The 24420-nt window shown below is 51.1% G+C and carries 27 protein-coding genes; 11 read left to right on the top strand and 16 right to left on the bottom strand.

The annotated features are described in order from the left end of the window. Positions 1-47 precede the first annotated feature (47 nt). A complete protein-coding gene (locus tag R6H26_RS10485; RefSeq protein ID WP_404790402.1) occupies positions 48-1100 on the bottom strand; it encodes a PstS family phosphate ABC transporter substrate-binding protein in 1053 nt (350 codons plus the stop codon). Between the two features lie 203 nt (positions 1101-1303). On the opposite strand from R6H26_RS10485, the gene R6H26_RS10490 reads away from it, so the two are divergent. After that, entirely contained in the window at positions 1304-2527 is a 1224-nt protein-coding gene (locus tag R6H26_RS10490; protein WP_404790403.1) for a response regulator, read from the top strand. On the opposite strand, the gene R6H26_RS10495 is transcribed toward R6H26_RS10490, so the two are convergent. The 3 genes from R6H26_RS10495 to R6H26_RS10505 form a co-directional block, all read right to left on the bottom strand. After that, positions 2524-3081 carry a hypothetical protein gene (locus R6H26_RS10495; RefSeq protein WP_404790404.1) on the bottom strand — a complete coding sequence of 186 codons (558 nt, stop codon included), beginning with the start codon at positions 3079-3081 and terminating at the stop codon, positions 2524-2526. The two genes, R6H26_RS10490 and R6H26_RS10495, sit on opposite strands and share 4 nt — an antisense overlap. Positions 3082-3151: 70 nt before the next feature. Further along, on the bottom strand, positions 3152-3898 hold the full coding sequence (gene pyrF / locus R6H26_RS10500; protein WP_404790405.1) for an orotidine-5'-phosphate decarboxylase: 747 nt from the start codon (positions 3896-3898) through the stop codon (positions 3152-3154). A gap of 347 nt (positions 3899-4245) precedes the next feature. Next, positions 4246-5421 (bottom strand): HEAT repeat domain-containing protein, encoded by a 1176-nt coding sequence (locus R6H26_RS10505; RefSeq protein ID WP_404790406.1) that lies wholly within the window; start codon positions 5419-5421, stop codon positions 4246-4248. A gap of 190 nt (positions 5422-5611) precedes the next feature. Here R6H26_RS10505 and R6H26_RS10510 point away from each other — a divergent pair, with 190 nt between their 5' ends. Both R6H26_RS10510 and R6H26_RS10515 read left to right on the top strand, forming a co-directional pair. Continuing rightward, entirely contained in the window at positions 5612-7837 is a 2226-nt protein-coding gene (locus R6H26_RS10510; protein WP_404790407.1) for a glycoside hydrolase, read from the top strand. A 25-nt stretch (positions 7838-7862) separates the two neighbouring features. Beyond that, positions 7863-8996, top strand: coding sequence for a trypsin-like peptidase domain-containing protein (locus R6H26_RS10515; protein WP_404790408.1), 1134 nt, complete (start codon positions 7863-7865; stop codon positions 8994-8996). 134 nt (positions 8997-9130) lie between these two features. On the opposite strand, the gene R6H26_RS10520 is transcribed toward R6H26_RS10515, so the two are convergent. The 9 genes from R6H26_RS10520 to R6H26_RS10560 all read right to left on the bottom strand — a co-directional run bounded on the left by R6H26_RS10520 (position 9131) and on the right by R6H26_RS10560 (position 14556). Next, a complete protein-coding gene (locus R6H26_RS10520) occupies positions 9131-9571 on the bottom strand; it encodes a type II toxin-antitoxin system HigA family antitoxin (RefSeq protein WP_404790409.1) in 441 nt (146 codons plus the stop codon). 24 nt (positions 9572-9595) lie between these two features. Further along, positions 9596-10006, bottom strand: coding sequence for a type II toxin-antitoxin system VapC family toxin (locus tag R6H26_RS10525; protein ID WP_404790410.1), 411 nt, complete (start codon positions 10004-10006; stop codon positions 9596-9598). Next, entirely contained in the window at positions 9997-10272 is a 276-nt protein-coding gene (locus R6H26_RS10530; protein WP_404790411.1) for a type II toxin-antitoxin system Phd/YefM family antitoxin, read from the bottom strand. The genes R6H26_RS10525 and R6H26_RS10530 overlap by 10 nt, the downstream gene beginning before the upstream one ends. 99 nt (positions 10273-10371) lie before the next feature. After that, entirely contained in the window at positions 10372-11022 is a 651-nt protein-coding gene (locus R6H26_RS10535) for a Uma2 family endonuclease (protein ID WP_404790412.1), read from the bottom strand. A 52-nt stretch (positions 11023-11074) separates the two neighbouring features. After that, entirely contained in the window at positions 11075-11734 is a 660-nt protein-coding gene (locus R6H26_RS10540) for a GIY-YIG nuclease family protein (RefSeq protein ID WP_404790413.1), read from the bottom strand. 290 nt (positions 11735-12024) lie between these two features. Further along, a complete protein-coding gene (locus R6H26_RS10545; RefSeq protein WP_404790414.1) occupies positions 12025-12198 on the bottom strand; it encodes a hypothetical protein in 174 nt (57 codons plus the stop codon). After that, positions 12195-12767: a zeta toxin family protein gene (locus R6H26_RS10550; protein WP_404790415.1), complete on the bottom strand. Its 573-nt coding sequence runs from the start codon at positions 12765-12767 to the stop codon at positions 12195-12197. Before R6H26_RS10550 ends, R6H26_RS10545 begins: the two co-directional genes overlap by 4 nt. A 134-nt stretch (positions 12768-12901) precedes the next feature. Then, on the bottom strand, positions 12902-14020 hold the full coding sequence (locus R6H26_RS10555) for a hypothetical protein (protein ID WP_404790416.1): 1119 nt from the start codon (positions 14018-14020) through the stop codon (positions 12902-12904). Between the two features lie 44 nt (positions 14021-14064). Then, positions 14065-14556, bottom strand: a complete 492-nt coding sequence (locus R6H26_RS10560) for a UPF0158 family protein (RefSeq protein WP_404790417.1) — start codon at positions 14554-14556, stop codon at positions 14065-14067. A gap of 232 nt (positions 14557-14788) precedes the next feature. Here R6H26_RS10560 and R6H26_RS10565 point away from each other — a divergent pair, with 232 nt between their 5' ends. From R6H26_RS10565 to R6H26_RS10580, 4 genes are all read left to right on the top strand, one after another. Then, on the top strand, positions 14789-15088 hold the full coding sequence (locus R6H26_RS10565; protein ID WP_404790418.1) for a type II toxin-antitoxin system HigB family toxin: 300 nt from the start codon (positions 14789-14791) through the stop codon (positions 15086-15088). Beyond that, complete coding sequence (locus R6H26_RS10570; RefSeq protein ID WP_404790419.1) at positions 15085-16302, top strand: ImmA/IrrE family metallo-endopeptidase; 1218 nt, start codon at positions 15085-15087, stop codon at positions 16300-16302. The genes R6H26_RS10565 and R6H26_RS10570 overlap by 4 nt, the downstream gene beginning before the upstream one ends. A gap of 309 nt (positions 16303-16611) precedes the next feature. After that, positions 16612-17562 carry an STM4504/CBY_0614 family protein gene (locus tag R6H26_RS10575; RefSeq protein WP_404790420.1) on the top strand — a complete coding sequence of 317 codons (951 nt, stop codon included), beginning with the start codon at positions 16612-16614 and terminating at the stop codon, positions 17560-17562. A gap of 29 nt (positions 17563-17591) precedes the next feature. Then, a complete protein-coding gene (locus R6H26_RS10580; protein WP_404790421.1) occupies positions 17592-17954 on the top strand; it encodes a hypothetical protein in 363 nt (120 codons plus the stop codon). Between the two features lie 338 nt (positions 17955-18292). Here the strand turns inward: R6H26_RS10580 and R6H26_RS10585 are convergent, their stop codons facing one another. After that, positions 18293-19219: a LysR family transcriptional regulator gene (locus R6H26_RS10585; protein WP_404790422.1), complete on the bottom strand. Its 927-nt coding sequence runs from the start codon at positions 19217-19219 to the stop codon at positions 18293-18295. A gap of 118 nt (positions 19220-19337) precedes the next feature. On the opposite strand from R6H26_RS10585, the gene R6H26_RS10590 reads away from it, so the two are divergent. From R6H26_RS10590 to R6H26_RS10600, 3 genes are all read left to right on the top strand, one after another. Then, complete coding sequence (locus R6H26_RS10590) at positions 19338-20225, top strand: SDR family oxidoreductase (protein WP_404790423.1); 888 nt, start codon at positions 19338-19340, stop codon at positions 20223-20225. Positions 20226-20237: 12 nt separating this feature from the next. Beyond that, on the top strand, positions 20238-20543 hold the full coding sequence (locus R6H26_RS10595) for a putative quinol monooxygenase (protein WP_404790424.1): 306 nt from the start codon (positions 20238-20240) through the stop codon (positions 20541-20543). A 67-nt stretch (positions 20544-20610) separates the two neighbouring features. Next, on the top strand, positions 20611-21276 hold the full coding sequence (locus R6H26_RS10600; RefSeq protein ID WP_404790425.1) for an SDR family NAD(P)-dependent oxidoreductase: 666 nt from the start codon (positions 20611-20613) through the stop codon (positions 21274-21276). A gap of 215 nt (positions 21277-21491) precedes the next feature. On the opposite strand, the gene R6H26_RS10605 is transcribed toward R6H26_RS10600, so the two are convergent. Beyond that, a complete protein-coding gene (locus R6H26_RS10605; RefSeq protein WP_404790426.1) occupies positions 21492-22361 on the bottom strand; it encodes a pirin family protein in 870 nt (289 codons plus the stop codon). A gap of 102 nt (positions 22362-22463) precedes the next feature. Further along, positions 22464-22712: a hypothetical protein gene (locus tag R6H26_RS10610; RefSeq protein ID WP_404790427.1), complete on the bottom strand. Its 249-nt coding sequence runs from the start codon at positions 22710-22712 to the stop codon at positions 22464-22466. Positions 22713-22767: 55 nt separating this feature from the next. Between R6H26_RS10610 and R6H26_RS10615 the strand changes: the two genes are divergently transcribed. Beyond that, positions 22768-24402, top strand: coding sequence for an alpha-D-glucose phosphate-specific phosphoglucomutase (locus R6H26_RS10615; protein ID WP_404790428.1), 1635 nt, complete (start codon positions 22768-22770; stop codon positions 24400-24402). Positions 24403-24420 lie beyond the last annotated feature (18 nt).

The following is a 24420-nucleotide window of genomic DNA, read 5'->3' on the forward strand; positions in this document are numbered from 1 at the left end:
CGCGCTTTACCAATCGGGTCCAGTTAAATTCGACAAGTCAGCTCAATTTAGCGAATCGCAACGAACCCCGCATTTCGAATCAACTCCTGCCCTTGCGCTGTGAGCAGAAAGTTTGTATAGGCCTGCCCCGCCGCTTCATCAGCCCCATCGTTCCGGTTGAGAACGACGTACAGATTGCGGGTCAGCGGGTATTGACCGCTTTGAAACGCTTGGATATTGACTTGATTTCGTTTCTGCGGACATTGTTGGCTGGGAATGGCAGGCGGTTGGTAAGGCGAAACAAAGTCGCCAACCCCGCGGCCTACCGATATTGCTTTGACCGTACATTGAGGGACGATCTCCGATGCAGATGCATAGTAAACCGCACCGGGAGTATTTGCAAGAATTCGCAACGCCTGAGTTGTGGTGTAAATAAACTCTACAGTCGTACCAAACTCTTGCCTTTGGAGAATATCTCGAACAAAAAAATCAGTCGTACCATCCGCATTCAGCGGTCGAGAGTAGGGAAGAATGTCTAAATCGGGTCCGCCTACTTCCTGCCAATTGGTCGTCCTGCCGCTGTAGATCGATCGCAGCTGGTCTAAGGTCAACCCTGAAATATTGAGATTTGGATTCACTGCAACGGTCACCCCATCGATCGCGACGGGAATTTGTTCGAGTTTTAAACCTCGTTCTGTTGCAAGGCGATATTCTTCATCTCGGAGCGGGCGCGAGGTCTGGGCAAAACTCAAGCGTCCGTCTAACAGCATCTCGATCCCAGAACTGGAACCGACTGGGTCGTATTCAGGTTGAAGGTAGCGCAGCCTAAACTCGCGACGCTCTGCTTGAATGATGGGATCGACCATTAAGCGAATTGAGGCCCAAGCCGTGCTCCCGCCGTAGTTGAATAGACCTGTCGGCACGTTCTGAACTCGAGCAAATCGTTGACCGTCGGGCAGGACTTTGGGCAAAAACGCGGACGAAAATTCAGATTGTTTCAAGAAACTCCACACCCCGCCGCCCACCAGTCCGAACGACCAAATCAGTGCCAGAAAAGCAAATAGCGAAAAAATACTCGGATTAGGCCGAGCGTTTACCCTGTCTCTTCTATGTTTTTCCATCGGTCAATTAACCAGGAATAAAAATAGCATTGCTCGCCAACAATGTCAGGAGCGTTACTCCAAGCAGCTTACCTCTAAGATCCTAAATTTCATCCTCTATATTTTTATTTAATTGCCATAGAATTAAATGCAAACCCATAATAAGGTACCTATAAGAGTTCTGAATCGATTTCTGATGTATCTTTAGGACTTCAGGATTACTCATGACGGGCACGCTTTGGCCGAACACAATCCAACTCAGCAGACAACTGAACGCTTGTAGCGAAAGTCAGTTTTCTGGCAAGCTGCAGGTCTGGGCTGGGGGAAAGCAGTATTGGAATTTATTTTTCTGCTTGGGGCGGCTCATCTGGGCAACTGGGGGAATGCATCCCTATCGGCGTTGGGTGAGAACAATTTCTCTCTATTGCCCTCAAGGAGATTTTAAAGAAAGCGCTTTTCAAACGATCGAGGCGGATGGCGATGGCGGGTACGACTATCTCATTCAATTGGTAAGGCAGCGGAGCATTACGGGAGAGCAAGCTTCTAAAGCGATTCGGGAAGCTGCAATTGAAGTTTTATTCGACATCCTTCAGCAGGAAAATATCGGTCCGCTTAGCTTTCAGACCCGCTCTAAAGATCGGATGGATGCCGCTTTAAGCTTGCTCAAATCCGAGCAGGTGCTCGCCCAAGCCTATCAACGTTGGCAGGCCTGGTCTAATGCAGGTCTATCTCGGCTTTCTCCAAACATGGCTCCGATCGTTCGTCAGTCCGCCCCTTTATCCGAACATCTTTCCGAAACGGCTTACCAAAATCTGCTGGAATCGGTTAACGGCGATCGCACCCTCCGAGACATTGCCGTCCTCTCAGGACAAGATATCCTGCTGCTGACCCGCGCGCTCAGGCATTATCTCCGTCAGGGCTTGCTGGAACTTATTTCTGTCCCCGATTGGGGGCCTCCGCAACCCTCTGGGTTCGACCGCCATGGCGATCGGATCGAACTTCGCGAAGATCGAGTTGCAGCGGAAGCCAGCCCTACTTTTGGCCCGTTGGTCGCTCACGTGGACGATCGCCCCAGCGAATGCCAGCGGATGGAGTCCATTCTCCAGGGTTCTAGATATAGGTACTTGGGCATTCAAAATTCTATTCTGGCACTGCCTGCATTGTTAGAATGCAAGCCGGACTTGATCTTTCTGGATGTTGTCATGCCCGTCGTCAATGGGTTCGAACTTTGCGCTCAGATCCGCAAGACATCGCTCCTCAAAACAACGCCCGTGGTTTTTTTGACGAGCAATGATGGCTTCTTCGACCGAACCCGTGCCAAAATCGTGCGCTGCTCGGCCTTTATTGAGAAACCCGCCGATCGCGAAAAGGTCCTCGCCATCTTAAACCAATTCTTGCCCAGCCCTACCCCATCGCAGTCGGTCTCTCCGGCAACTCGGCTGGTTTAGATTGTCCTGTTTCGCTTTATCTTCAATTTGTTCGTCGGTTTTTGCGGGGGCTGTAAATTTCCAGTTTGACAGTCTCTCAACCAAGTTTTAATGGCTTGAGCGGCACTGCCGTCGCTGCTATTGCGAGGCGGCAAAGGGGGGCGATCGATCGCGGCAGGATAGACCCCAATCGTGGAATACATCGTGACAAACTGCCAGTCTTGGTGTTGCCGAGCGAGAAAGAGCCAATGATATTCCTGAAGGTTAGAAACGCGCCCGCTGTCGTATCGACGCATTAAAGTTGTAAAAAAAAACTGTTTCACGTCCGCAGATTGGACTTCTGGCGGTAAATCCGCAGGGTTGGAAAGCGCCAGGGGTTCGAATTCCGGCTTTGCCGCTAGCAGAATATAGCTCGTCGCGATTCCGGCACGGATGCGGACGCGGTTGATATAGCCGGGCAGGTCTGGAAGCATTCGCTCCGCCAGCGCCGACAGGGTGCTAGGGCACGCTCGAGCGAGGGGCGATCTTTCGGCAGGAGACGATCCAGAACCCGATTCTGCAACGGCTGGGCTCATATTAAACCCAATGGAGAGGCTTAAGATTAGCCCTGGTTTCGCAAGCCGTTGGCCGACCTCAGCCCAATCTTTAAACAACAGCTGCAATTTCCTGACAGATGGACTCGAAGGCCGCTGCTGGGTCAGAGGCTGCTGTGATGGGGCGACCGATGACGAGGCGATCGGCACCACCGGCGATCGCCTCACCTGGCGTCAGCGATCGCTGTTGGTCGCCCAGCACAGACCCTTTAGGCCGCACCCCCGGACACACCAGCAAAAAATCATCCCCGCAAATTTGCCGAAGTTGGCCGACTTCTTGGGGAGAACACACCGCACCGCTCAACCCAGACTCCTGCGCCAATAGTGCCATTTGGAGCGCGTATTCCGGCAGTTCCAGCGGAATTTTGAGGTCAAAGGCGAGTTCTCGCGCGGACAGGCTGGTCAAGACCGTAATGGCAATGATTTTGGGCGGCTCGACCCCCGCTCGCTCGGCTCCTTCTGCAACAGCGGCTCGGGCGGCTTTGAGGCCCACCCGTCCGTTAGCGGCATGGACGGTGAGTAAATCCACGCCGTACCGTCCAGCGGCGCGACAGGCTCCGGCAACGGTATTGGGGATATCGTGCAGCTTCAGGTCTAAAAAGATCTTTTTTTGATGCCGCTTGAGATAGTCCAGGATGCTGGGACCGCTGCTGACAAATAGCTCTAGACCCACTTTCCAAAATCGAACCTCGGGAAGGGTGTCGATGAGGGCGATCGCCGCGTCTTCAGTCGGCACGTCGAGGGGGACGATAATGCGATCCGCAACAGATTGAGGGCTGACAGAGAGGGAAGAATTCACAGGATACTCAGGAATCGTCAGTTCTTATTATGTCAGGTCGGCGGAAAAGGGCGATCGCGGCACAAAGTCTTTCAATTGGGTTCGATCGCTTCTGCACGAGCCGTTAAGAGGTAGTCCTTAGGCGATTTCCAATAAAGGAGTCTCAGTAGATCGAAAACTTCTTGCACTCGATCCCCCTCAATCCCCCTTAAAAAGGGGGACTTTGATTCTAAAGCCCCCTTTTTAAGGGGGTTGGGGGATCGAGTGTAGCGATTTCCTGGGAAAGCTATTATTGCGGTCTACTGAGTCTCTAGCTGGCTGAGCGAAGTCGAAGCCAGCGGTAGGTTGTTTTCCAGAAATCACTTTGCCTACCATTCCCGCAGCGCGATCGCCAGTCCTTCCGCCATCTGAGGCGCGGCGTCCCCTGCCTCGATCCGCTGCTGAATCGCAGAATAAGCTAGTTCTGGAGCGATCTGCTTGAGCGCCGCAACGAGATGTAGCCGTACCGTATAATCCGGGTCTTCGAACAGGTCGACCAGTGCGGGCAGCGCCGTCGGCTTTGCAATTTTTCCTAAAGCCAGCACGGCTCGCGCTCTGAGGGCGGGGGACTCCTGCAAGACGGGCGATCGGATCAGTTCGACGACCCGTTCCGCAATTTCTGCTCGTTCCGCGATCTCGACCGGGCCCGAAAGACCGTTCAAAATTTCCAGCAAGAGCCGTTCCGGCAGGGGCGATTGTTGGGCCAGCCGATGCCAGAGGTCCAATAGCCCTTGGATTGCCGTTAAAGATCCGATCCATCCCAACGCCTGAATCAGGATTTGCTGGAGCTGCACGGAAGTAGACGGCGCGCGGCATTTTTCGAGCAACGCGATCGCCGCCCTATCCGTCGCCAACCGCCCTAAAGCTCGTGCGGTTTGGGCCGCTACTTCAAAATCGGCATCTTCGAGGCTCGGAAGGAGGCGCTCCACGAGATCTGCGGTCGACTGCTCTAGCGTACAGGCGGCCAACCCCGCGATCGCCGTTTTGCGAACCTCAGGACTCGGATCGCTCAACGCTCTCCATCGCACGGGACCGATTCGAGGATCTGCAAACCGATCGAGCGCTTCAAAGGCGCGCGCGCGCCCTCGATCCGATCCGGTTTGGGCCACCTCCAGCAGTAGCGGCACCACCTCAGGCCGATCGATCTGCGTTAGCGCTTGTAGCGCCATCATCTGACGGCAAGGGTCTTCCAGGCATTTTGAGAGTCGATCGATGGCACTCGGTCCCAGTGCCGCCAGCCCTTGAGCGGCCATTTCCCTCACGTCTTCATCCTCCGACCGCTCCAGCAGCAGTCCGAGGGCCACGGCTGCGTCTGGATGCCCCAAAGAGCCCAGAATTTTAGCAATAAACCACTGAAGCTCGGCATCCGCCTCCGCTGCTTCGAGCAGCGCCAGCAGCGGATCGACGATCGCCTCGCCGTAGGTTTCAAGCTGCTTTGCCGCGTCCCAGCGAGTTTGAAAGTCGCCCACCCTTAAAGCGTCTAGCGCAGCAGCTCTCTCTTTCACGGCTTCGCTCTGAGTCAGTTCTTTGTTCTATTCTACGCGCTCCAACCGTTTCCCTCGATCGAGAGATGGGGCGAATGGATTTAGGTTGTGCTTTCACAACCTAAATCCTGGTGAAGCGACCCATATACAATTAATGTGGACAAAGGTAACGAACTCTCTGCTTAATTAAGGCTCCCCTGCAACTGCGCTTATGTCTTATCCCCTTCACGTTGCATTTATTTGGCACCAACATCAGCCCCTCTACAAAAGCTGCATCACCGGACAATACCACCTGCCCTGGGTCCGCCTGCACGGCGTCAAAGACTATCTAGACCTGATCCTGCTGCTCGAAAAATACCCTAAGCTGCACCAGACGGTAAATCTAGTCCCGTCGCTGATGCTGCAAATTGAAGACTATGTGGAGGGGAAGGCGATCGACCCTTACTTGGCCGCAACGCTGACGCCGCCGGAGCAGTTCACCTTAGAACAAAAAGAATTTACCCTTCATCACTTCTTTGACGCCCAGCATCACACCCTCATCGATCCCCACCCCCGCTACTCGGAGCTGTACGGCCAACGTCAAGACAAAGGCGAAGCTTGGTGTCTTCAAAACTGGTCGATGCAGGACTACGGCGACTTGTTGGCTTGGCATAACCTGGCCTGGATCGATCCGCTGTTTTGGGACGATCCCGAAATCGCCCAGTGGCTGGAGCAAGATCGCAACTTTAGCCTGAGCGATCGCCAGCGCATCATTGCCAAACACCGCCAAATTATCAGCCGCATTCTGCCCCAGCATCGCAAAATGCAGGACAGCGGCCAGTTAGAGGTCACGACGACGCCCTACACGCACCCCATCTTGCCGCTGTTGGCCGATACTCGGGCCGGACGGGTGGCAGTGCCTCAAATGCAGTTGCCCCACCAGCGGTTCCAGTGGGAGGAGGACATTCCGCGCCACTTGAAGAAGGCTTGGAAAATGTATGAAGAGCGGTTTGGCCGCGTCCCTCGGGGGCTGTGGCCGTCGGAGCAGTCCGTGAGTCCCGGCATTTTGCCCTATGTGGCCGAACAGGGCTTTCAGTGGCTGTGTTCCGATGAGGCGGTTCTGGGCTGGACGCTCAAACACTTTTTCCATCGGGATGGGTACGGCAATGTCCTAGAGCCGGAGCTGATGTATCAGCCCTATCGCCTAGAAACACCCCAAGGCGATTTGGCGATCGTGTTTCGCGATCACCGTCTTTCAGATCTGGTGGGCTTTACCTATAGCGCCATGAATCCCCAGGCAGCGGCCTCGGACTTGATCGGACACCTCAAGGCGATCGACCATTCTTTGCAGGCCAGACACAAAGACGAGGACTTAGATCAACCCTGGCTCGTTACCATTGCCTTGGATGGGGAAAACTGCTGGGAATTTTACGAGAAAGACGGGATTCCATTTTTAGAAAGTTTGTACGGCCAGTTGAGCGATCGCGAAGATATCAAGCTGGTGACGGTTTCGGAACATATTTCTCAATATCCGCCTCGCACAAAGCTCCCTTCTGACAAGCTGCACAGCGGCTCGTGGGTAGACGGTAGCTTTACGACTTGGATTGGAGATCCGGTCAAAAATCGCGCTTGGGATTTGTTGACGGCAGCCAGACAAGTGCTGGCCCAGCATCCCGAAGCTACGGAAGAAGCCAATCCTGCTGCTTGGGAAGCCCTCTATGCGGCGGAGGGATCTGATTGGTTCTGGTGGTTTGGGGAAGGGCATTCTTCTAACCAAGACGCCATCTTCGATTTGCTGTTTCGCGAGCATTTGTTTGCTCTCTATAAAGCGCTGGATGAAACGCCGCCCGAAGCGCTGCGCCATCCCCTCGAGCAGCACGAGGCCAAGCAAGATCGTCGGCCCCAAAGCTTCATCCATCCCACGATCGATGGCATGGGTGACGAGCAAGATTGGGACCACGCCGGACGCATTACGGTGGCCGGAGCGCGGGGTACGATGCATCGCAGCAGCCCCGTCCAGCGTCTTTGGTATGGCTTAGACCACCTCAACTTCTATTTCCGTTTTGATTTTCAGGCTGGAAAACAGCTCGGGACGGATATTCCGCCAGAACTGCATTTGTTTTGGTACTATCCCGGCCAGACCATGCACAATAGCCCCATGCGTTTAGCTGGATTGCCCAATACGGCTCCCGTTAATTACAATTTCCGGCATCACGTCGGGGTGAATTTAGTCAACGGTGTCATTTGGATGGAGGAAGCGGGAGACTACCAGCAGTGGGAGGGGCGATCGCACCGGATCCGGATGGGTCTTAAGGACTGCCTGGAAATTGCCGTCCCCTGGTCCGACCTTCACGTCCAGCCAGACTGGCCTTTAGAAGTTTTGGCTGTTTTATCGACAGACGGTCAGTTTGTAGACTATATCCCAGAAGATGCGCCGGTCCCGCTCCAGGTGCCATAATTTTGGGAGTTTAGAGTCTTAAGTCATGATGCCTTGGAATCTGCCAGCGGTTTTTGCGGGTGTATCGGTTGCTGTAGCGGTTGCGAGCGTCGCACCTGCTGCGGCCCCAAGCAGCGCTGCGGTCAACCAAGTAGCCAGAAGCATAACGGTTCGCATTGTCGGCAATGGCGGATCGGGTTCGGGAGCGCTCGTTCGCAAGGAGGGTAAAACCTATACGCTGCTGACGGCGGCCCATGTGCTATCCAATCCAAATGCAGCCTACGAGGCGATCGCCCCCGACGGGCAGCGCTACGCCCTCGACCGCAAGTCGATTAAAACCCACGATCGTGCGGATTTGGCGATCGCTCAGTTTGCGAGTGCCCAGTCCTATGCGGTGGCGAAAATCGGCAGTTCTGAAGGGGTTGCAGAGGGCGCGCCCATTTATGTGGCGGGGTTTCCAGCCAAGACGGCTGCGATGACGGAATCTATCTACAATTTCACGAAGGGCGAAATTACCGCCGCGCCCGCCCAACCGTTTAAGGATGGCTACGGTCTGGTCTATACCAATACGACGCTTCCGGGAATGAGCGGCGGCCCGATTTTGAATGAGGATGGTGCTTTAATCGGTATCCACGGACGGGCGGATGCTAAGGCGGAACTCCAAGACCAGCAGCTTAATCCTCAGATTTATGTCAAGTCTGGTGTCAATCTTGGCATTCCAGTTGGCTCGCTTTTTAGCCTGATTCCAAAGGAAAAACTGACCCTCGCTGCGGCTTCGTCTGCGGTCAATTCAACGGTTATTTCGGCGGAAGATCGAACGTTGATAAAAGATTTGATGATGCAATCTAACTTTAAGCTGCGTCAAAACGATCTGGGAGGGGCGATCGCCGCTTTGGACCAGGTGGTGCGTTTAGATCCCAACAATATCGAAGCATTTAACGAGCGCGGTTCGCTTTATCTGATGAAGCGCGATTTCTTGGCGGCGGTGACGGATTTTCGGCAGACGGTGCAGATCGATCCGAATTTTGCGGGAGGATATTACAACCAGGGAATTGCCTATCTCCGCAGCGGTAGCCCCCGTGAGGCACAAGCAAATTTCAAAAAGGCGGCTGAGCTATTTAAGGCGTTGGGGAATACTCAAATGTACAAAAAAACAATGCAACAGTTGAAGGGGTTTTAGCCATGACTAAAACCAATGATGCATTGAAAATCCTTGAAGCATTAACTGAAAAGGATGAAGAGATTGAGGAGATGGTTCGAGAAGCCTCATTGAACGCACGAGTGGCACAGATCGTCATGGTAGTGGCATCCCTTCTACCCAATAAACAGCCCCACATCCACATGAAAAAGCTGAGCGAGAGCTGAGGCTTGAGCCTTGCTAATGTCTCGTTTACCGTTAACGACCTCAGAGACAACGCCGCGAGAGCCAATAATCCCTACTAGGTCAGCCTGTTTGAGATCGTGTTCTTCCATGAGGTGCAGCAAAATAGAGCGCGGGGTTGCTAAATCGCCCTGAGAAGCCACATCAAAAGAATAGTGTTCATCCTCAAACCGTTCGATGAGCTGTACTAAAAGCTCAAGGAGAGAGTTCTCTTCGGGCGATCGGTTTTGAATTGCCATGAGCGTTTGAACCACTTCCAAAGCCCTTTTATTATCATCCTCAGACGTAATGGGCATGGGGAGATACTTGGTCAGCAAAGCCCCGTAGGCTTCAGGATCGATAGAAAGGGTTGCACTTCCAGTCATCTTTGTCATACTCTGCATGGGTGAGAACATACTTCATTCATCCTCAACAAAAGGAATGACGGTCAATCCAGGAATCCGTTTGAATTCACGTCCATTACCCGTGAGTACAGCAAAACCATGCTGTAGGGCAGTTGCAGCAATAATCAGATCGTGAGCGCCAATTAACTCACCCTTTTGACGGAGGGAGCCATAGAGTTCAGAATGAATCCGAGCAGTAGCAGCAGAGAATTCTAGGGCAGGGAAAAGCGTCAATACGCCCTCCACAAAAGCCTTACGTTGGTTTTGTCTACCCTCAGAATTGGCAAGATGGACGCCAACCAAAAGTTCCGGGACAGTAATTGCACTGATGTAGGCAGTACCGTAATCAGCGAATTGAGAAAACGGATGGGTGCGCGAGTTACGTTCCGCCTGAATCAAAACATTGGAATCTAGAATTAGTCCCATAGAGAATCAGGAAGCGTCGCGTTATGGCGAATGTCATCAAGGCTTGCTTCAAACAAAGCAGCATCTTCAGGGTCAAGGCGCGGCAGTTGTGCCCATTGTTCGTCAAGGTCAGCAATGCTCAAGGTTGCAGAAGGTGCAGCAGGAATAATCTTAGCAATTACTTCATTACCGCGCTCAATCTCAAAACTTGCACCTTGATAGCGGACGCGATTGATGAGGTCAGAAAAATTACGGGAGGCATGGGTCGCAGAAATCCGGTTCATCATTGAAGAAAACCTACTCAAATTTCCATATAATCAGATTATCAGATTTGATAGAGTATTGACACAGAATGAGCAGCCTAAAATGAGCCCGATCGAGATTGCCTAAGGCATTGACAGCTTTTGCTTGAGCCAGGCGCGAAACTCTAGCTCTGCTGAGACTTCATCCTGTTGGGCTGCTTCTAAAAAACGGTAGAGGTCTGCTTTTTCGATGATGGGAAAGGTGGGACTGCGATCGCACTCAACATAGCTTTGCCCTTGAAGTTGATAAATGCGCCATACCTCGCCATTAAATCGCCAGAATTCTGGAATGCCCAACTTGGCATATAAAACATTTTTTCTGATATCTGTGTTGGTAATATCCACCTCAACCACTAAATCGGGTGGCGGATCTTGGGAGAAATCAACCCGACGGCCTGTTACTTTGGGTTGGTTTTGAATGTAGTATTCATTGTCTGGTTCAGCACTTCGGTCTAAATCTTCGCGATCTAGGGTAGTTGAACCCATTGTTTTGATCTTTAAGCCTAGCTCCACCACCAAAATTCGAATAAATAAATCAATGAGTCGAGCCGCTCTTTCATGTTCTTCTAGAGGCATGGTGAGTTCTAGGGTTCCACAATCGTAGGTAAACCGGACGCGACTTCGGTTTTCTAGAAGTCTTCGCAGTTGCTGGTATGCCTGCCAGTCTAGGTTGCGGAGGGTGATACGCTTTTCGCCAATGGGGGCGATCGCACTACGGTCTATAGATAAAACCATTTCAGTTCACCGATTGCTTCCTTTTAGCCTAACGCCTCGTAACAACAGCGGCTCATATTGCTTGCGTATCTTGGGTTTGTTCTCGAATCACAGCGCTCCAGTTATCGCCTTCCACTGCCGCTTCTAACGCCTGCTGCCGTTCTGCATCAGTTTGGGCTTGGGACGCTTCTTGGTGAAGGCTTCCGTCCGCCATTGCCCGCCGGAGCTTCAGCTTTTTCGCTTCGTAGGCTTCGCGTTCGGCGGGGGACATGGTTTGACTGGCGGCATCTTTGACAGTGCCTGCCCAGGTGCCATTGGTGTCGGCATTTCCCGGTGGAGTTTGGGGCAGTTCGGCAATCCAGGCATCCCGGAGCTGTTCTATTTCTTCGCGTTTGGGGAATTTGAAGGGCTGGACTTTGACGAAGGCGCAGGTATCTGCCCCGTGCTGGGTCAGGTGGCTTTTGAGGGAAAGGGTGACGTTGCGGGAGTAGCCGATATATTGGGTCTGGCGATCGCGATCGAGCACGGCATAGACGCCAGCAACTTTGGCCTCGGCGGTTTCCGCACACCAGGTTTCGAGATCGACGACGCTTTCTGAATTGATTTCTAGGTTGGGTGCTTCCGGTACCGAAATGGAATGTTCGTCGTCGGAACTGTACAGAAAATCGTGCAAACCGCGATGGGCTTGGGGGACGTTTTGATGCTCGATGGACGTTGAGGGGTCGGTGTTCACTTGCATCGCTCCAGGAATGGCTTTTAACTATTATCGTCTGAGGATTGTTCTAACGTAGAAAAAGTGAACAAATGTTTCTTGACAAAATTTAGTTCTCAGAGGTTCATTTCACTCTTCGAAAAGGGCATTTTCAATTGCCTCTACAACCTTTCAAAAAAGTGCTTCGGCTCTTCTTGATCCAAGGTAATAAGAAAGACCAATATATTCCTCTGTATAGCTTTCAACCTTCATCCGCGAAGCTGTTGTATTATTGAGCACATATTTCAGCAGAAACCCAGAAGCGCCACGCCCTAACAGTCGTTTTTAAACGGAATCCGATCGGCTTCAAGAATAACAACCTTTCCATCTTGCCAAACTGCAATCTCTTCCCCCAGCTTGCGATGACGTGCGATTGCCTGAGCTACTGCAATCTTTCCCCCCTCAGCAATCTTTTGATGTAATGTCTTAATCTCCTCATTTGTCATAGCTTTACCCTATAAATTTGATTCCAAATAGTTTGGTCATAAATCATGAATTGTCGATCGGCGATACATTCAGAAACAAGACGAAATTCTTTACCTGAATTGTCAAAAATCATCCAATTATCCGCCATCAGTAGATAAAGTTCAACCAAATTTTTGAGTCCGCGCTCATAACGTCTGCGAACGACCTCCACTGGGATATCATGCCCTCCACTTGCAACCCGTCTTGCCACTCGTTCAACTGCTAAATCAGCACTTGGGAGCCACAGATAAATCAAGTTTATCCTGTAGCCCCTAATTTTACAGCGATTCATAAATGGGACAAACGTCCGAGCCGCCAAAGTCGTTTCAAAAGCAAAATCAACCCCTGCATCTGCCAGTGTTTGCAATCGTTCCAGCATCAACCGCCCAGATTGCATCGCCATCGACTCTGGATTCAGCGGGGATAATCCTGCTGCGATCGCATCCGCATTCACATATTCAAAAATCTGTAAAAAGCGAGGCAACACCGTCAGCGCTACAGTCGTTTTGCCTGACCCATTTGCACCACCGATGACATAAAGATTAGGCATTAGATTACGTAAAAACCTGTCTCATGAGTTAACTTTCGGCGTCCAGTAGATGTAATGATCGTGATTGACCGACACATCCTTGAACACTTTGTCAGATCGCTTGGGGGACAGCAATGGGAGGAAAGCAATGTTTACTATTGTGATAATCCTGCATTGCGCAGACGAGTGAGAAGTCCGGGACGATTACTATATTGTTCTTTCAGTTTTCGAAGGCGATTGCGAAAGGCATCCGCAGTTCCTTGCATGACTGCAACATCTCGTAAATCTTTGAGATGGGCGACGGCTCGATCGTAGGGGCCAGCTTGCTTCAGTTCGACCAATTGAGCAATTTCTTGCCATAGGGTTTCCGCCTTGGGGGCGATCGCCTCTAGTCGTTTTCGTTCCGCCTTTTCCGCAGCTTGACGTTCCTTCTGTTCTCTCACTTTCTGTTTATTTCGAGCAATCTCAATCAACTCTGCTAGCGTTCGCCGAGCGTCCGTGCCAGTCGGAGTCTTTTTCTGGGCGTAGCGCGATCGTAAATGCAGCAGTAATTCGGCACCGATATGGGTTTCGCCGTTAATTGCTCTGAGCAGATAGTGGTTTCGCTCCGCGTCCGAGAGCGCTGCCAGCCATTCTTCAACAGGCTCGCTGGTTGCTTGAGCGCTGGTGCTTTCTGTCGCTGCTGCGGCAATGAGGTCTTCATCGACCAGAAAAAAGTCTGCCAATTCCTTGAGGGCGGGAGACAGCTTTTTGAGATTGGGCGGGATGGGCGGTTCAACCATCTCTTCCGGATCGGCAGCGGTATCTTCAGAAAAACCGGAGCGGAGCCAAGCCAAATATAACGCCCGAAAGTCGCCCTGCAATAAGTCTTCGCGCAATGCAACTAACCCACCCAGAGGTACCCCTTCATCGGCAATCCAGGTATAGTAGTCTTCCGCATTCATTGTGATATCCAGAATGACGGATTTTTCAGTGGTTGAAACGGAAATGCAATGCTCGACGCAGTAGGGTTTGAATATCTCCGGCTTGACCAGCTTTTTGGGAAATCGAAACATTAATTGCCTCGTACCAAAGTTAGCAATGTAAAGCATCATGTCAAAGCAACGATCCAGCACTTTCTCTGGGTCGCCGCGAAAGTCGCTGTAGTTGTAGCCAAAGCTGGCGCGTGTTGCGCTCACAGAGGCCCGACTGGATAATCCCCTGAGATAGGTTTGGTCAGCGCTGCTTAATGGCCGATCTACCGCTTGAAATTCGTAGTACTGGTATTCGCTCATAAGATTGTTGCTGATGCGATGGTGCAAACTACATCTGTCTCATGTTAACTTGCCTGAGTGGGGCGATCGCCATTGACTTCATAGGGAATCGCGTTTGCTTCCAACCAATCAATCGCAATTTGCTCTAGCGATTCTTGCCGATGGCGATACCAATCCTCTGTGATGTTATAGCGATGGATAGCATGTTTGAACCGTTGAAATGCACCTGAACCTTTGATTTGAAACAGCAATTCGTTGCTTAATTCAGCATCTTCAACTTCCTCGCAAAATCGCTGCATAATCGAGTATTCGTGAATATCGAACTTAGTGGGGAGCGGTAAATAGTCATCGGAATCCAAAACCTGCCTTGTTTTTTGGATCAATTCCTTTTGCCAATCCGCATAATCTGCCAGATCGTGCGCTTCTTCAACAGCACTAATCTCCTCATCACCAATGGTCACCAACTCGCCAGTCTGTCTGTTGAGATAAGCGTGACACTTATCGCTCACTGTATCCATTTCATCAATAACATCTTGAACCCTAACAACGAACGTCATTTTGACTCACCTCCAAATTCAGTGCAATGGCGCTCGCTTGAATGAGTTTAGTTCTAACGACCGTCTCTATAGCCCATATTGTAAGCAGATGACAACGGCGATCGCAAAACCCAAACCGAGCCAAAACCCAAGAGAGCTTGACTCTATGTTCCCATTTAGGGAATTTATTGTTATATTAGATTTTGGGAGCGGTGTGTTAAGGTGTGCGGCGTGTATGAGATAGAACGGCAGCATGAGAGCGATCGCACGAAGTACGCTGCGTGAGTTTTGGGAATGTCCTGAGTATGCCGACTCGCAGGGTCAGCTAGAGGCGTGGTATCGGGAGGCAAAGCAGGCGAAATGGTCAGGCCCGATGGAGGTTAAGGCTCAGTATGGAACGGCCAGTATTCTGAAAGGGGGGCGGGTTGTGTTCAATATCGCCGGGAATAAATATCGATTGGTGGTGGGGATTAACTATCCAACGCAGACCGTTGTTATCAAATTTATTGGCACGCACAAGCAGTACGACCAAATTGATGCAGAGACAATATGAACAGCACTGCCATTAGACCGATCCGAACTAGAGCAGATTATGAAGCGGCCTTGCTACGAATTGATTCGCTCATGGATGCAGAAGCAGGGACGCCAGAGGCGGATGAGCTGGAGGTGTTGGCGACGCTGGTGGAACTTTATGAGAAGAAGCATTTCCCGATTGGCTGGCCAGATCCTATTGAAGCGATTCGGTTTCGCATGGAGCAGGCGGGGTTGTCGGCGCGGGATTTGATTCCGTTGTTGGGCAGTCGGGCGAAGGTGTCTGAGGTGTTGTCGGGGAAGCGGTCTTTGACGTTACAGATGATCCGAGCGCTCCACGAGCATTTAGGGATTCCGGCGGAGGTGTTGCTGCGGCAACCGGGGGCATCGTTGCCAGAAATGCCGCTGGATTTGGACTGGTCGCGGTTTCCGTTGACGGCGATGGCGAAGTTGGGTTGGATTGAACCGGGGCGAAATCTAAAGGAGCGGGCTGAAGAGATTATCCGGGATTTGATACAACGTGCGGGTGGGCCAGAGGCGTTACCTGAGGGGCTGTATCGCAAGAATGATGGTGCCCGTCAGAATGCCAAGATGGATGCTTATGCGCTGAAGGCTTGGTGTTATCAGTTGCTGGCTGAGGCAAAGGCGACTGTACTACCGAGTGCTTATCGGCAAGGCTCGATTACGCAAGAGTTTGGCCGGAATTTGGTGCGTTTGAGTTCGTTGCGGGAGGGGCCAAGGCTAGCGAAGGAGTTTTTGGCGAACTATGGAATTCATCTGATTTATTTACCTCATCTACCACGTACTCATTTGGATGGCGCGGCGCTGAAGCTATCGGATGGAACGCCTGCGATCGGGTTGACGCTGCGGTATGACCGTTTGGATAATTTCTGGTTTTGTCTGTGTCATGAGTTAGCCCACGTTGCGTTACACATGCAGAAGGGGATGGATGAGGCGTTTTTTGACGATCTAAGCCTTGGGGATGTGGAGGGGATTGAAACCGATGTTAAGGAGGCTGAAGCAGACCAATGGGCACAGGATGTGTTGATTCCGGCTGAGGTTTGGGCGGCAAGTATGGTGAAGGAGAATGCAACCCCGGCGGCGGTGGTTGAGTTAGCTCATGAGTTGGGGATTCATCCTGCGATCGTGGCTGGGCGTGTGAGGAAGGAGTTACATAATTATCGGTTATTGACGCATTATGTAGGAAATGGCGAGGTTAGAAAGTTTTTTGCCTAGGAATGAATTTATCTATGCCTGAACATGAAAGTTTTAACCTATTCTGTAGTAGCCACTTTTTGCGTTTTCATGGAAAAACTATTGGAGTAGAACAATTAAAGATGATTCAATTGTCTAAGAAATTCATTAAAATTGGGAGAAGTATGCAGTGCATTTTAATTGCAAGCCACAAACAATTTACCAAGATTTAAAAGAGCAAGAATACAAAAGAAAATTGTATTTGTGTCTCATTATTCAAGGCGAATTGATGCTGAGAATACTGTTTCCTAACATCTGTTGATCTTTGTCCAATTTTCGAATTTCAAGAAAATGCCCATTATTGATTTATACTCAAAACGAAAAAAATGTATCGAAAAAGGTGATCAACCTGAGATATATCAATATGATGATTTGCCAATAGCATTCCGAAGACAGATTGTTCACATTTGGGATAGTGCTATAGGTGTTTATCTAGCTAGCAGTTTTGGCGCAAAGATATGGTGTCAAGTTCATAATCTTTTGACTAGGGAACTTGGATTGTTTGAACTAAGTTCTGGCTTTCAAGTGGATCCTTTTGAGCAATGCAAAGAATTTTTACTTCATAAAGGTACTTCAGTTGAAAACCAGCTCGATTTGATTGAGCTGACATTTAAATTTATTAATGTAGTTATTCGCCAAAAGCTAGAGAAACCAATTGACTGGGATGAAATAGATTTTAAGAGAAAATTGTCACAACAACCAGATGAAGCCATCAGTGAGCTGAATTATCGCTTCCGTGAGCATGGAATTGGGTATCAGTTTGAGGGTGGTCAAATCATTCGTGTTGACTCAAAATTTATTCATGCTGAAGTTGTTGTACCTGCGCTTGGCCTTCTGTCTAACTCGAATTTTATTGGCCCTGAGCAAGAATTCCGCAGCGCTCATGAACACTATCGCCGTCAGGAGTATAAGGATGCAATTGTCGATGCCTTAAATTCTTTTGAGAGCACTATCAAGTCAATATGTGATGTGCGTGGATGGGAATACTCAAAAACAGCGACTGCACAAAAACTGATTGAAGTCATATTTGCAAAAGAGCTAATACCAAAATATTTACAAGATTATTTCTCAGGATTAAGAAACGTGCTTGTATCAGGCGTTCCTACCGTACGTAATAAAACATCTGGCCACGGTCAGGGTGCTATACCAGTTGAAGTTCCTGAGCATTTAGCTGCATATGTGCTGCATCTTACCGCTGCAAATATTGTGATGCTTATTGAAGCACATAAGGCCCAACCATAAACTGATAATAAAGATGGAGGTATGGACAAATGGCTGTTACGACGCGGTACAAAAGACCTGAATATGACCATTCCCTCATAGGGTTGTGGCATATCTACGAAATGGAAATGTGGGATGAAGACTACTTCAACGAAGAAACCCAAGCCTACATTGAAATTGCTCCTGAAAATAATGGCGAGTTCCAGTTCGGATTAGTCACAGGTTCAGTCGATGGCTATCTAGAAGATAATAATGGCAAAGAGCGTTTCGTTTTTACCTGGGATGGGGCTGACGAAATGGATGAAGCGAGCGGGAGCGGATGGCTTCAGATCAGCAGCAAAGATGAAGTGGAGGGACTTATCAAATTTCATGGTGGCGATCGCTCTACCTTCAAAGCCCGAAAAGCCGATTGACGATGGGTTATTGGTGAAGAGAAAAAGCGATCGCGCGTTCTTTCTAGGGCAACAACGAATGCAGATATAATAACCCATGAGCTTAACAAAAGAGGCACTATCAGAGGGTAGCCAGAGCAATGCATTTGCAACCTCAGAAGGTTGACCGACTCGCCCCATCGGGTGAAGTATTGCCATGTATGCCTTAGCTTCATCCTGCCACCTGTCGCTTTTTTAAACATGTCTGTGGCGATCGCACCTGGCCCCACCGCATTGATGTGGATTCCTGATTTGGTATATTCGCTGCCGCTTTCGTTAAGCCCATCACGGCATATTTACTCGCCGTGTAGAGCGGGATGCTAGGCATGGCAATCGCTTCTCGCATACTGTTTGACTGTTTGGCGTAACCAGCAGTTAGCACCATCGCGGTCGGCCAATTTGCTCCACATCATTGAGACTGTCCAAGATGTCATCTCCAGCGGTAGCTCAAATACTTCGATCGCGTCTAGTGCAGAAAAATAACTAGCAGCACGAGAAGCGATCGTGGCAACTAAATCGCTGGAAGCAACGATCGACGGAACAACTAATAGATGAGGAATAGTTAGCGCAATCCGGCGTTGCAAATTGCGATCCGCCAGGACTCGATCCACTTCCCCAGTTGTATCTCCGCGAATAGTCACTAGCACGTGCGATAAGCTAGCAAACTTTTCGATCGAGAGTGGCTTTTGCAGTAACGCCGGATGATTTTTACGGGCAATCCCGACAAAGCGTTCCTGAAATAAGGGTAAACAATGGGTTTGTCGAGAGGGCTTTGGAAAAACGCCCAATGCTAGATCGATCGCGCCTTGTTCCAATAGTTCGCCCACCCGATCTTTTTCAAATTCAATCATCCTAAAGTTCAGATGAGGCGAGACTGCTTGGCAATGGTCAAGGAGCTTAGGCATCACGACAAAACTTGTATAGTCTGCGCTCCCAATCGCAAAGTCCCGTCGATCGGAGGCTGGGTTAAAATCTTGACTCGCTTGAATCGTTTGTCGCACTTGATGCAGCGCCGCAAAAATTCCTGGTGCGATCGCAGTTGCTTTGCGGGTCGGCTGCATTTCTCTGCCAACCCGAATAAATAACTCATCTCCAAATAACGTTCTCAAGCGCCCCAATGCAGCGCTCATAGCAGGTTGTCCTAGGTAGAGTCGTGCCGCCGCCATGGTGACACTCCGTTCCTCAAAGATGGCTTCAAAGGCAACCAACAAGTTTAAGTCAATCTGCCCTAGCTCAATTGATTTCATTGATTTTATTTATCAAAACAATCGATTTGATTAATTTATTATGCCTTGATACTCTAAGTTGGGTAGCGAGTGCTAGCGATCGTTCAAGTGGGTAACGATAGAGAAGACTTAGGAGGTAATGATGACAATTTTGGTCGCAGGGGCCACTGGAAATATCGGGGGGGAAGTGATTCGGCAACTTTCCCAGAAAGATATACCCGTCCGAGCGCTCGTGCGCGATCGCGCTAAAGCGAGCCATCTCGCCGCCCAAGGAATCGAATTAGCCATCGGCGATCTCTCCCAACCAGACACCCTCGATGCAGCATTGCAGGGGACAGACGCTGCATTTTTAGTACTACCCAACTTGCCCAATCAAGTTGAATTGGAGTGCGGCTTTATTGATGCAGCAAAACGGGCAGGCGTTCGACGTCTTGTCAAACTATCGGTCATGGGAGCTGGAGAATTGCCGAGTACCCTCCAACGGTGGCACGGTCAAATCGAACAACATTTAGAACAATCGGGAATGACGTGGACGCAGCTTCGTCCCAATATGTTCATGCAAAATATCCGCTGGTTTACTCAGACCATTGCCCAGACGGGAGTCATTTATAACACCATTGGGGATACGCCCATTTCCCATGTCGATGTGCGAGATGTTGCTGCCGTTGCTGCAATCTGTCTCGCAGAGCCCGGTCACGAACACCAACGCTATGTTCTGACGGGGCCGGAAGCGATTACCTTTGCCGCGATTGCCGAGCAATTCAGCCAAGTTTTGGATCGACCGATCGCCGCCGTCCAGATTCCTGCCGCAGATCTCAAGGCCGCACGACTGGCAGGCGGAGAACCGGAATGGTACTTAGATGCCGAACTAGAACTGTTCGACTGCTGGCAAAAAGGAGCCGGATCGACTGTAACCGATTGCATTCAGACTCTCACTGGCAAGCCAGCAAACTCCTATGCTAATTTTGCGCGGGATTATGCTCAAGCCCACCATCAAGATTTTTTGGTTAAACCAGCGGTTTCTTAAGCGGAGACAACCATGATTACCGAATATATTCGCTACAACTTACCCACTGGATTGAATCCTCAATTTGAGGCCGATTACGTCAAAGCCGCAGACTATTTGCAGGCATCCGCTGTCTGTATGGGCTGCGATCTAACCCATTGCGAAGAAGAACCGCAGCGCTATATTTTACGAATTCTTTGGACTTCTACAGCCGATCATCTCCAGATTTTCCGCAGTAGCGAAGAATTCAAGGGCTTTTTTACCTTGGTTCAGCCCTATATTCCCCACATTGAAGAGATGCAGCACTATCAATTTACAGCCGTGCAGTTTAGTAAGTAATTTAAATAGCGAAATAGCTACCTTTTTTTAGATCGTCGTCATAACCTTAGTAAATAAAACCCTCGCAATGATGAAACCGCTTTGTATTATTGTTGGATTTGGCTCAGGCGTTGGATTGGGAATTGCCCGTGCCTTTGGTAATGCGGGTTTTCAGCTTGGATTGATTGCTCGAAACCCATCGAAATATGCCGATGCGATCGCATCTCTGACAGAAGCTGGCATTAATGCAACGAGCGTAGCAGCCGACGTCAGCGACGAGCGAGCATTGGAGCGGGCGATCGCTAATATCCAGCAGCAAGGAACGGTAGAAGTTTTGATCTATAACGCTGTTTCGTCTACCTTCGGCAAACCCACAACCTTAACCGCAACCCAACTTGCCCAAGACTTTGCCGTGAACGCGATCGGTGCGTTAGTCGCAGCAAAAGCCGTCTTACCAGCCATGCGATCGCAAGGACGAGGAAGCCTACTATTGACGGGTGGGGGCTGGGCGCACTATCCCTGGGATGAAGCCTCATCCATTAGTATTGGGAAAGCTGGATTGCGAAGTCTTACCCTCACGCTGGCTCAAGAATTAGCAGGTACGGGAGTTCGGGTTGGTATGCTCAGTATTATGGGTCAAGTCGCGCCCAATACTCCCTTTGCTCCCGATAAAATTGGAGCAGCATTTTTGGATCTCTATCAACAACCGACCGATGAATTTCAGCCAGAAACTTTGTTTCATGGCGTAAGCTGACGTGCGAATGTTGGATAGGATCGTACTATTCCCGATTATCAGAGGCTGTTTGAGAAGTCCCATTCAACCCTGCATTCGCCCCCCTGCCCCCTAACTAAAGCCCTTCGGGCTATAAGAAAGGGGGGTTCTGAGCCTCAAAGTTCCCCAGAATTGGGGGATTTAGGGGGCTAGTGCAATGTCTTTGCAACCTTTCAAACTGCCTCTCAGACTGAGGGCTACGCATTCGGGAGCGGAATCCGCTCGGTTTCTCCGGGCACCGGATCGAAACGACCCGCTTGCCAGTCGCGTTTGGCTTGCTCGATCCGCTCTGGACGGCTGGAGATAAAATTCCACCACTTGTGCCGCTGTCCTACCGATTCTCCACCAACTACAACACAGCGGGCATCGCGATCGGCAGAGATGTGAATGGGTGCTCCTGCGGGCAATATCGCTAGATGATGTTGCTCCAGGGATAGGTCATCTAGCTGCAAGCCTGACGTCACGCTATAAACAGCCCGTTCGCTATATTCTGCGGGGAGGTCGATGCAGGTGCCGACTGGCAAGACTAAATCCAGATAGAGCATTGGCGAGAAGGTTTGAACGGGGGATGTGCGTCCGTAGGCAACCCCGGCAATTAAGGTGAGCGTTGCGCCATTGTCTTGCCACCGGGGGAGGCTATCGGCAGGATGGTGATGGAACGCGGGTTCGGTTTCTTCGCGATCGTCCGGGAGGGCAACCCAAGTTTGGATGGCATGAAGGGTAGAGGCGGTTTCTCGCTCGGGTTGCGGCGATCGCTCGGAATGCACGATCCCGCGTCCCGCTGTCATCCAGTTGACGGCTCCGGGTCGAATTTCCTGAACCGTGCCCAGGCTATCGCGATGCATGAGCGCCCCTTCGAATAAGTAGGTGACGGTAGCGAGGTTGATATGGGGGTGAGGGCGAACATCGACGCCTTGATGGGGCGGGAAGGTGGCAGGGCCAAGGTGATCGAAAAAAATAAATGGCCCTACCATAGGGCGATCGCCATGGGGAAGCAGCCGCCGAGCTGTGAATCCGCCCAGATCTTGCAAATGAGGCGCGAGCTGCTGAATCGTTTTGATAGACATGGTGCGTCCGGCGTAAAGGTCATGGGTGCGCGGCTTCTTGAGCTTGGGATTGCCGCTGCGATCGTTCTACCTCCTCGGATTATATGCCAGGATTTTGCAAGCTTATGTTCCGTCATAGGCTCGCATCAGCATCGTTGCCGCTTGGCACAAATTCACCCGATGGGTTTGATACAACCGCCGCTGCACGAAGGCCCCATCGACCAAAAGCATCAACCCCGCGCTCAGTGCCTCCGCTTGGGCGATGCCGCTGGCCTTGGTGAGTGCTGCGAGGCGATCGCGCAGTTGCGTTTTATGGGCGATCGCTCTTGGGATAAAAGCTGTCTTGCAGCCAACGTTCCGTACCGCAGCCAACCCGATACTATTAGGAGAGCAGCTTGCCCTTTTGTTGCATCGGAGAACAGCGTAGATGACGATTCAAACGGTTGCGTCCCGTCCGTTTCTGGACCAAAAGCCCGGTACTTCTGGCTTGCGCAAACAAGTTTCAGTGTTTAAGCAGCCGCATTATCTCGAAAATTTCGTCCAGTCCATTTTTGATAGTATTGGCCCCCTTTCCGGTCAGACGCTGGTTCTGGGTGGCGATGGACGCTACTTCAATCGCCAAGCCATTCAAATTATCCTCAAAATGGCAGCAGCCAATGGCGTAGGCCGTATCAAAGTCGGCAAGAGCGGCATTCTCTCCACCCCGGCGGTTTCCTGCGTTATTCGCAAATACAATGCCTTAGGCGGCATCGTGCTCTCTGCCAGCCACAACCCCGGCGGGCCGAACGGCGACTTCGGCATTAAATACAACATCAGTAACGGCGGTCCCGCGCCCGAAAAAATCACGGATGCGATTTTTGCCCGCACTCAGGTCATCGACCGCTACTCGATTTTGTCTGCCTTGGATGTGGACCTAGACCGTCTGGGCGAAACCCAACTGGGCGGCATGACCGTTGAGGTGATCGACGCAGTGGCAGATTACCAGGCGCTGATGGAGTCTCTATTCGACTTCGACCGGATTCATACTTTGCTCGCCAGCGGTTCGTTTCGGATGTGTATGGACTCGATGCACGCCGTCACGGGGCCTTACGCCCACGGCATTTTTGAAACGCGCCTGGGGGCAGGGTTGGGCACGGTCCAAAACGGTCAACCCCTGGAAGATTTTGGAGGCGGGCACCCCGACCCCAACTTAGTGTACGCCCACGATCTCGTGGAGCGCATGTTTGGCATTGACCCCCTTGATTTTGGAGCCGCTTCCGACGGGGATGGCGATCGCAATATGATTTTGGGCAGCCGCTTTTTTGTGACGCCCAGCGATAGTTTGGCGGTATTGGCCGCCAATGCCACCCTTGCTCCAGGCTACAAAGACGGCATTGCAGGCATTGCGCGCTCTATGCCCACCAGCGAAGCGCCCGATCGCGTGGCGGCCAAGTTGGGGATTGACTGCTACGAAACCCCCACGGGTTGGAAGTTCTTTGGCAACCTCATGGATGCGGGGAAAGTCACCCTCTGCGGCGAAGAAAGCTTTGGGACGGGGTCCAACCACATCCGCGAAAAAGACGGCCTTTGGGCTGTTCTGTTTTGGCTCAATATTCTGGCCGTCAAACAGCAGTCCGTCGAGCAAATCATGCGGGCGCACTGGCAAACCTACGGGCGCAACTACTACTCCCGCCACGACTATGAAGGCGTAGAGAGCGATCGCGCTAACACCCTCATTACCCAACTTCGAGGGGCCACGTCCAGCCTCAAGGGCAAAAAATTTGGCAGTCGCGAAGTCGCCTACAGCGATGATTTCAGCTACACCGACCCCATTGACGGCAGCGTGAGTACAAAACAGGGCGTCCGCATCGGCTTTACCGACGGGGCGCGGATTGTCTACCGACTCTCCGGCACGGGAACCCAAGGTGCAACCCTGCGGCTGTATGTGGAATCCTACGAAGCCGATGTTGCAAAGCACGCTCAGGACCCGCAGGATGCGCTGGGGGATTTAATTGCGATCGCCGATGAGGTTGCCAAGATTCACGCCCTCACGCAGATGGAAAAACCAACAGTTATTACCTAAGCTAATTGCAGACTGGGA

The organism is Altericista sp. CCNU0014 (assembly GCF_044923475.1).
GTDB lineage: Bacteria > Cyanobacteriota > Cyanobacteriia > Thermosynechococcales > Thermosynechococcaceae > JAAURS01.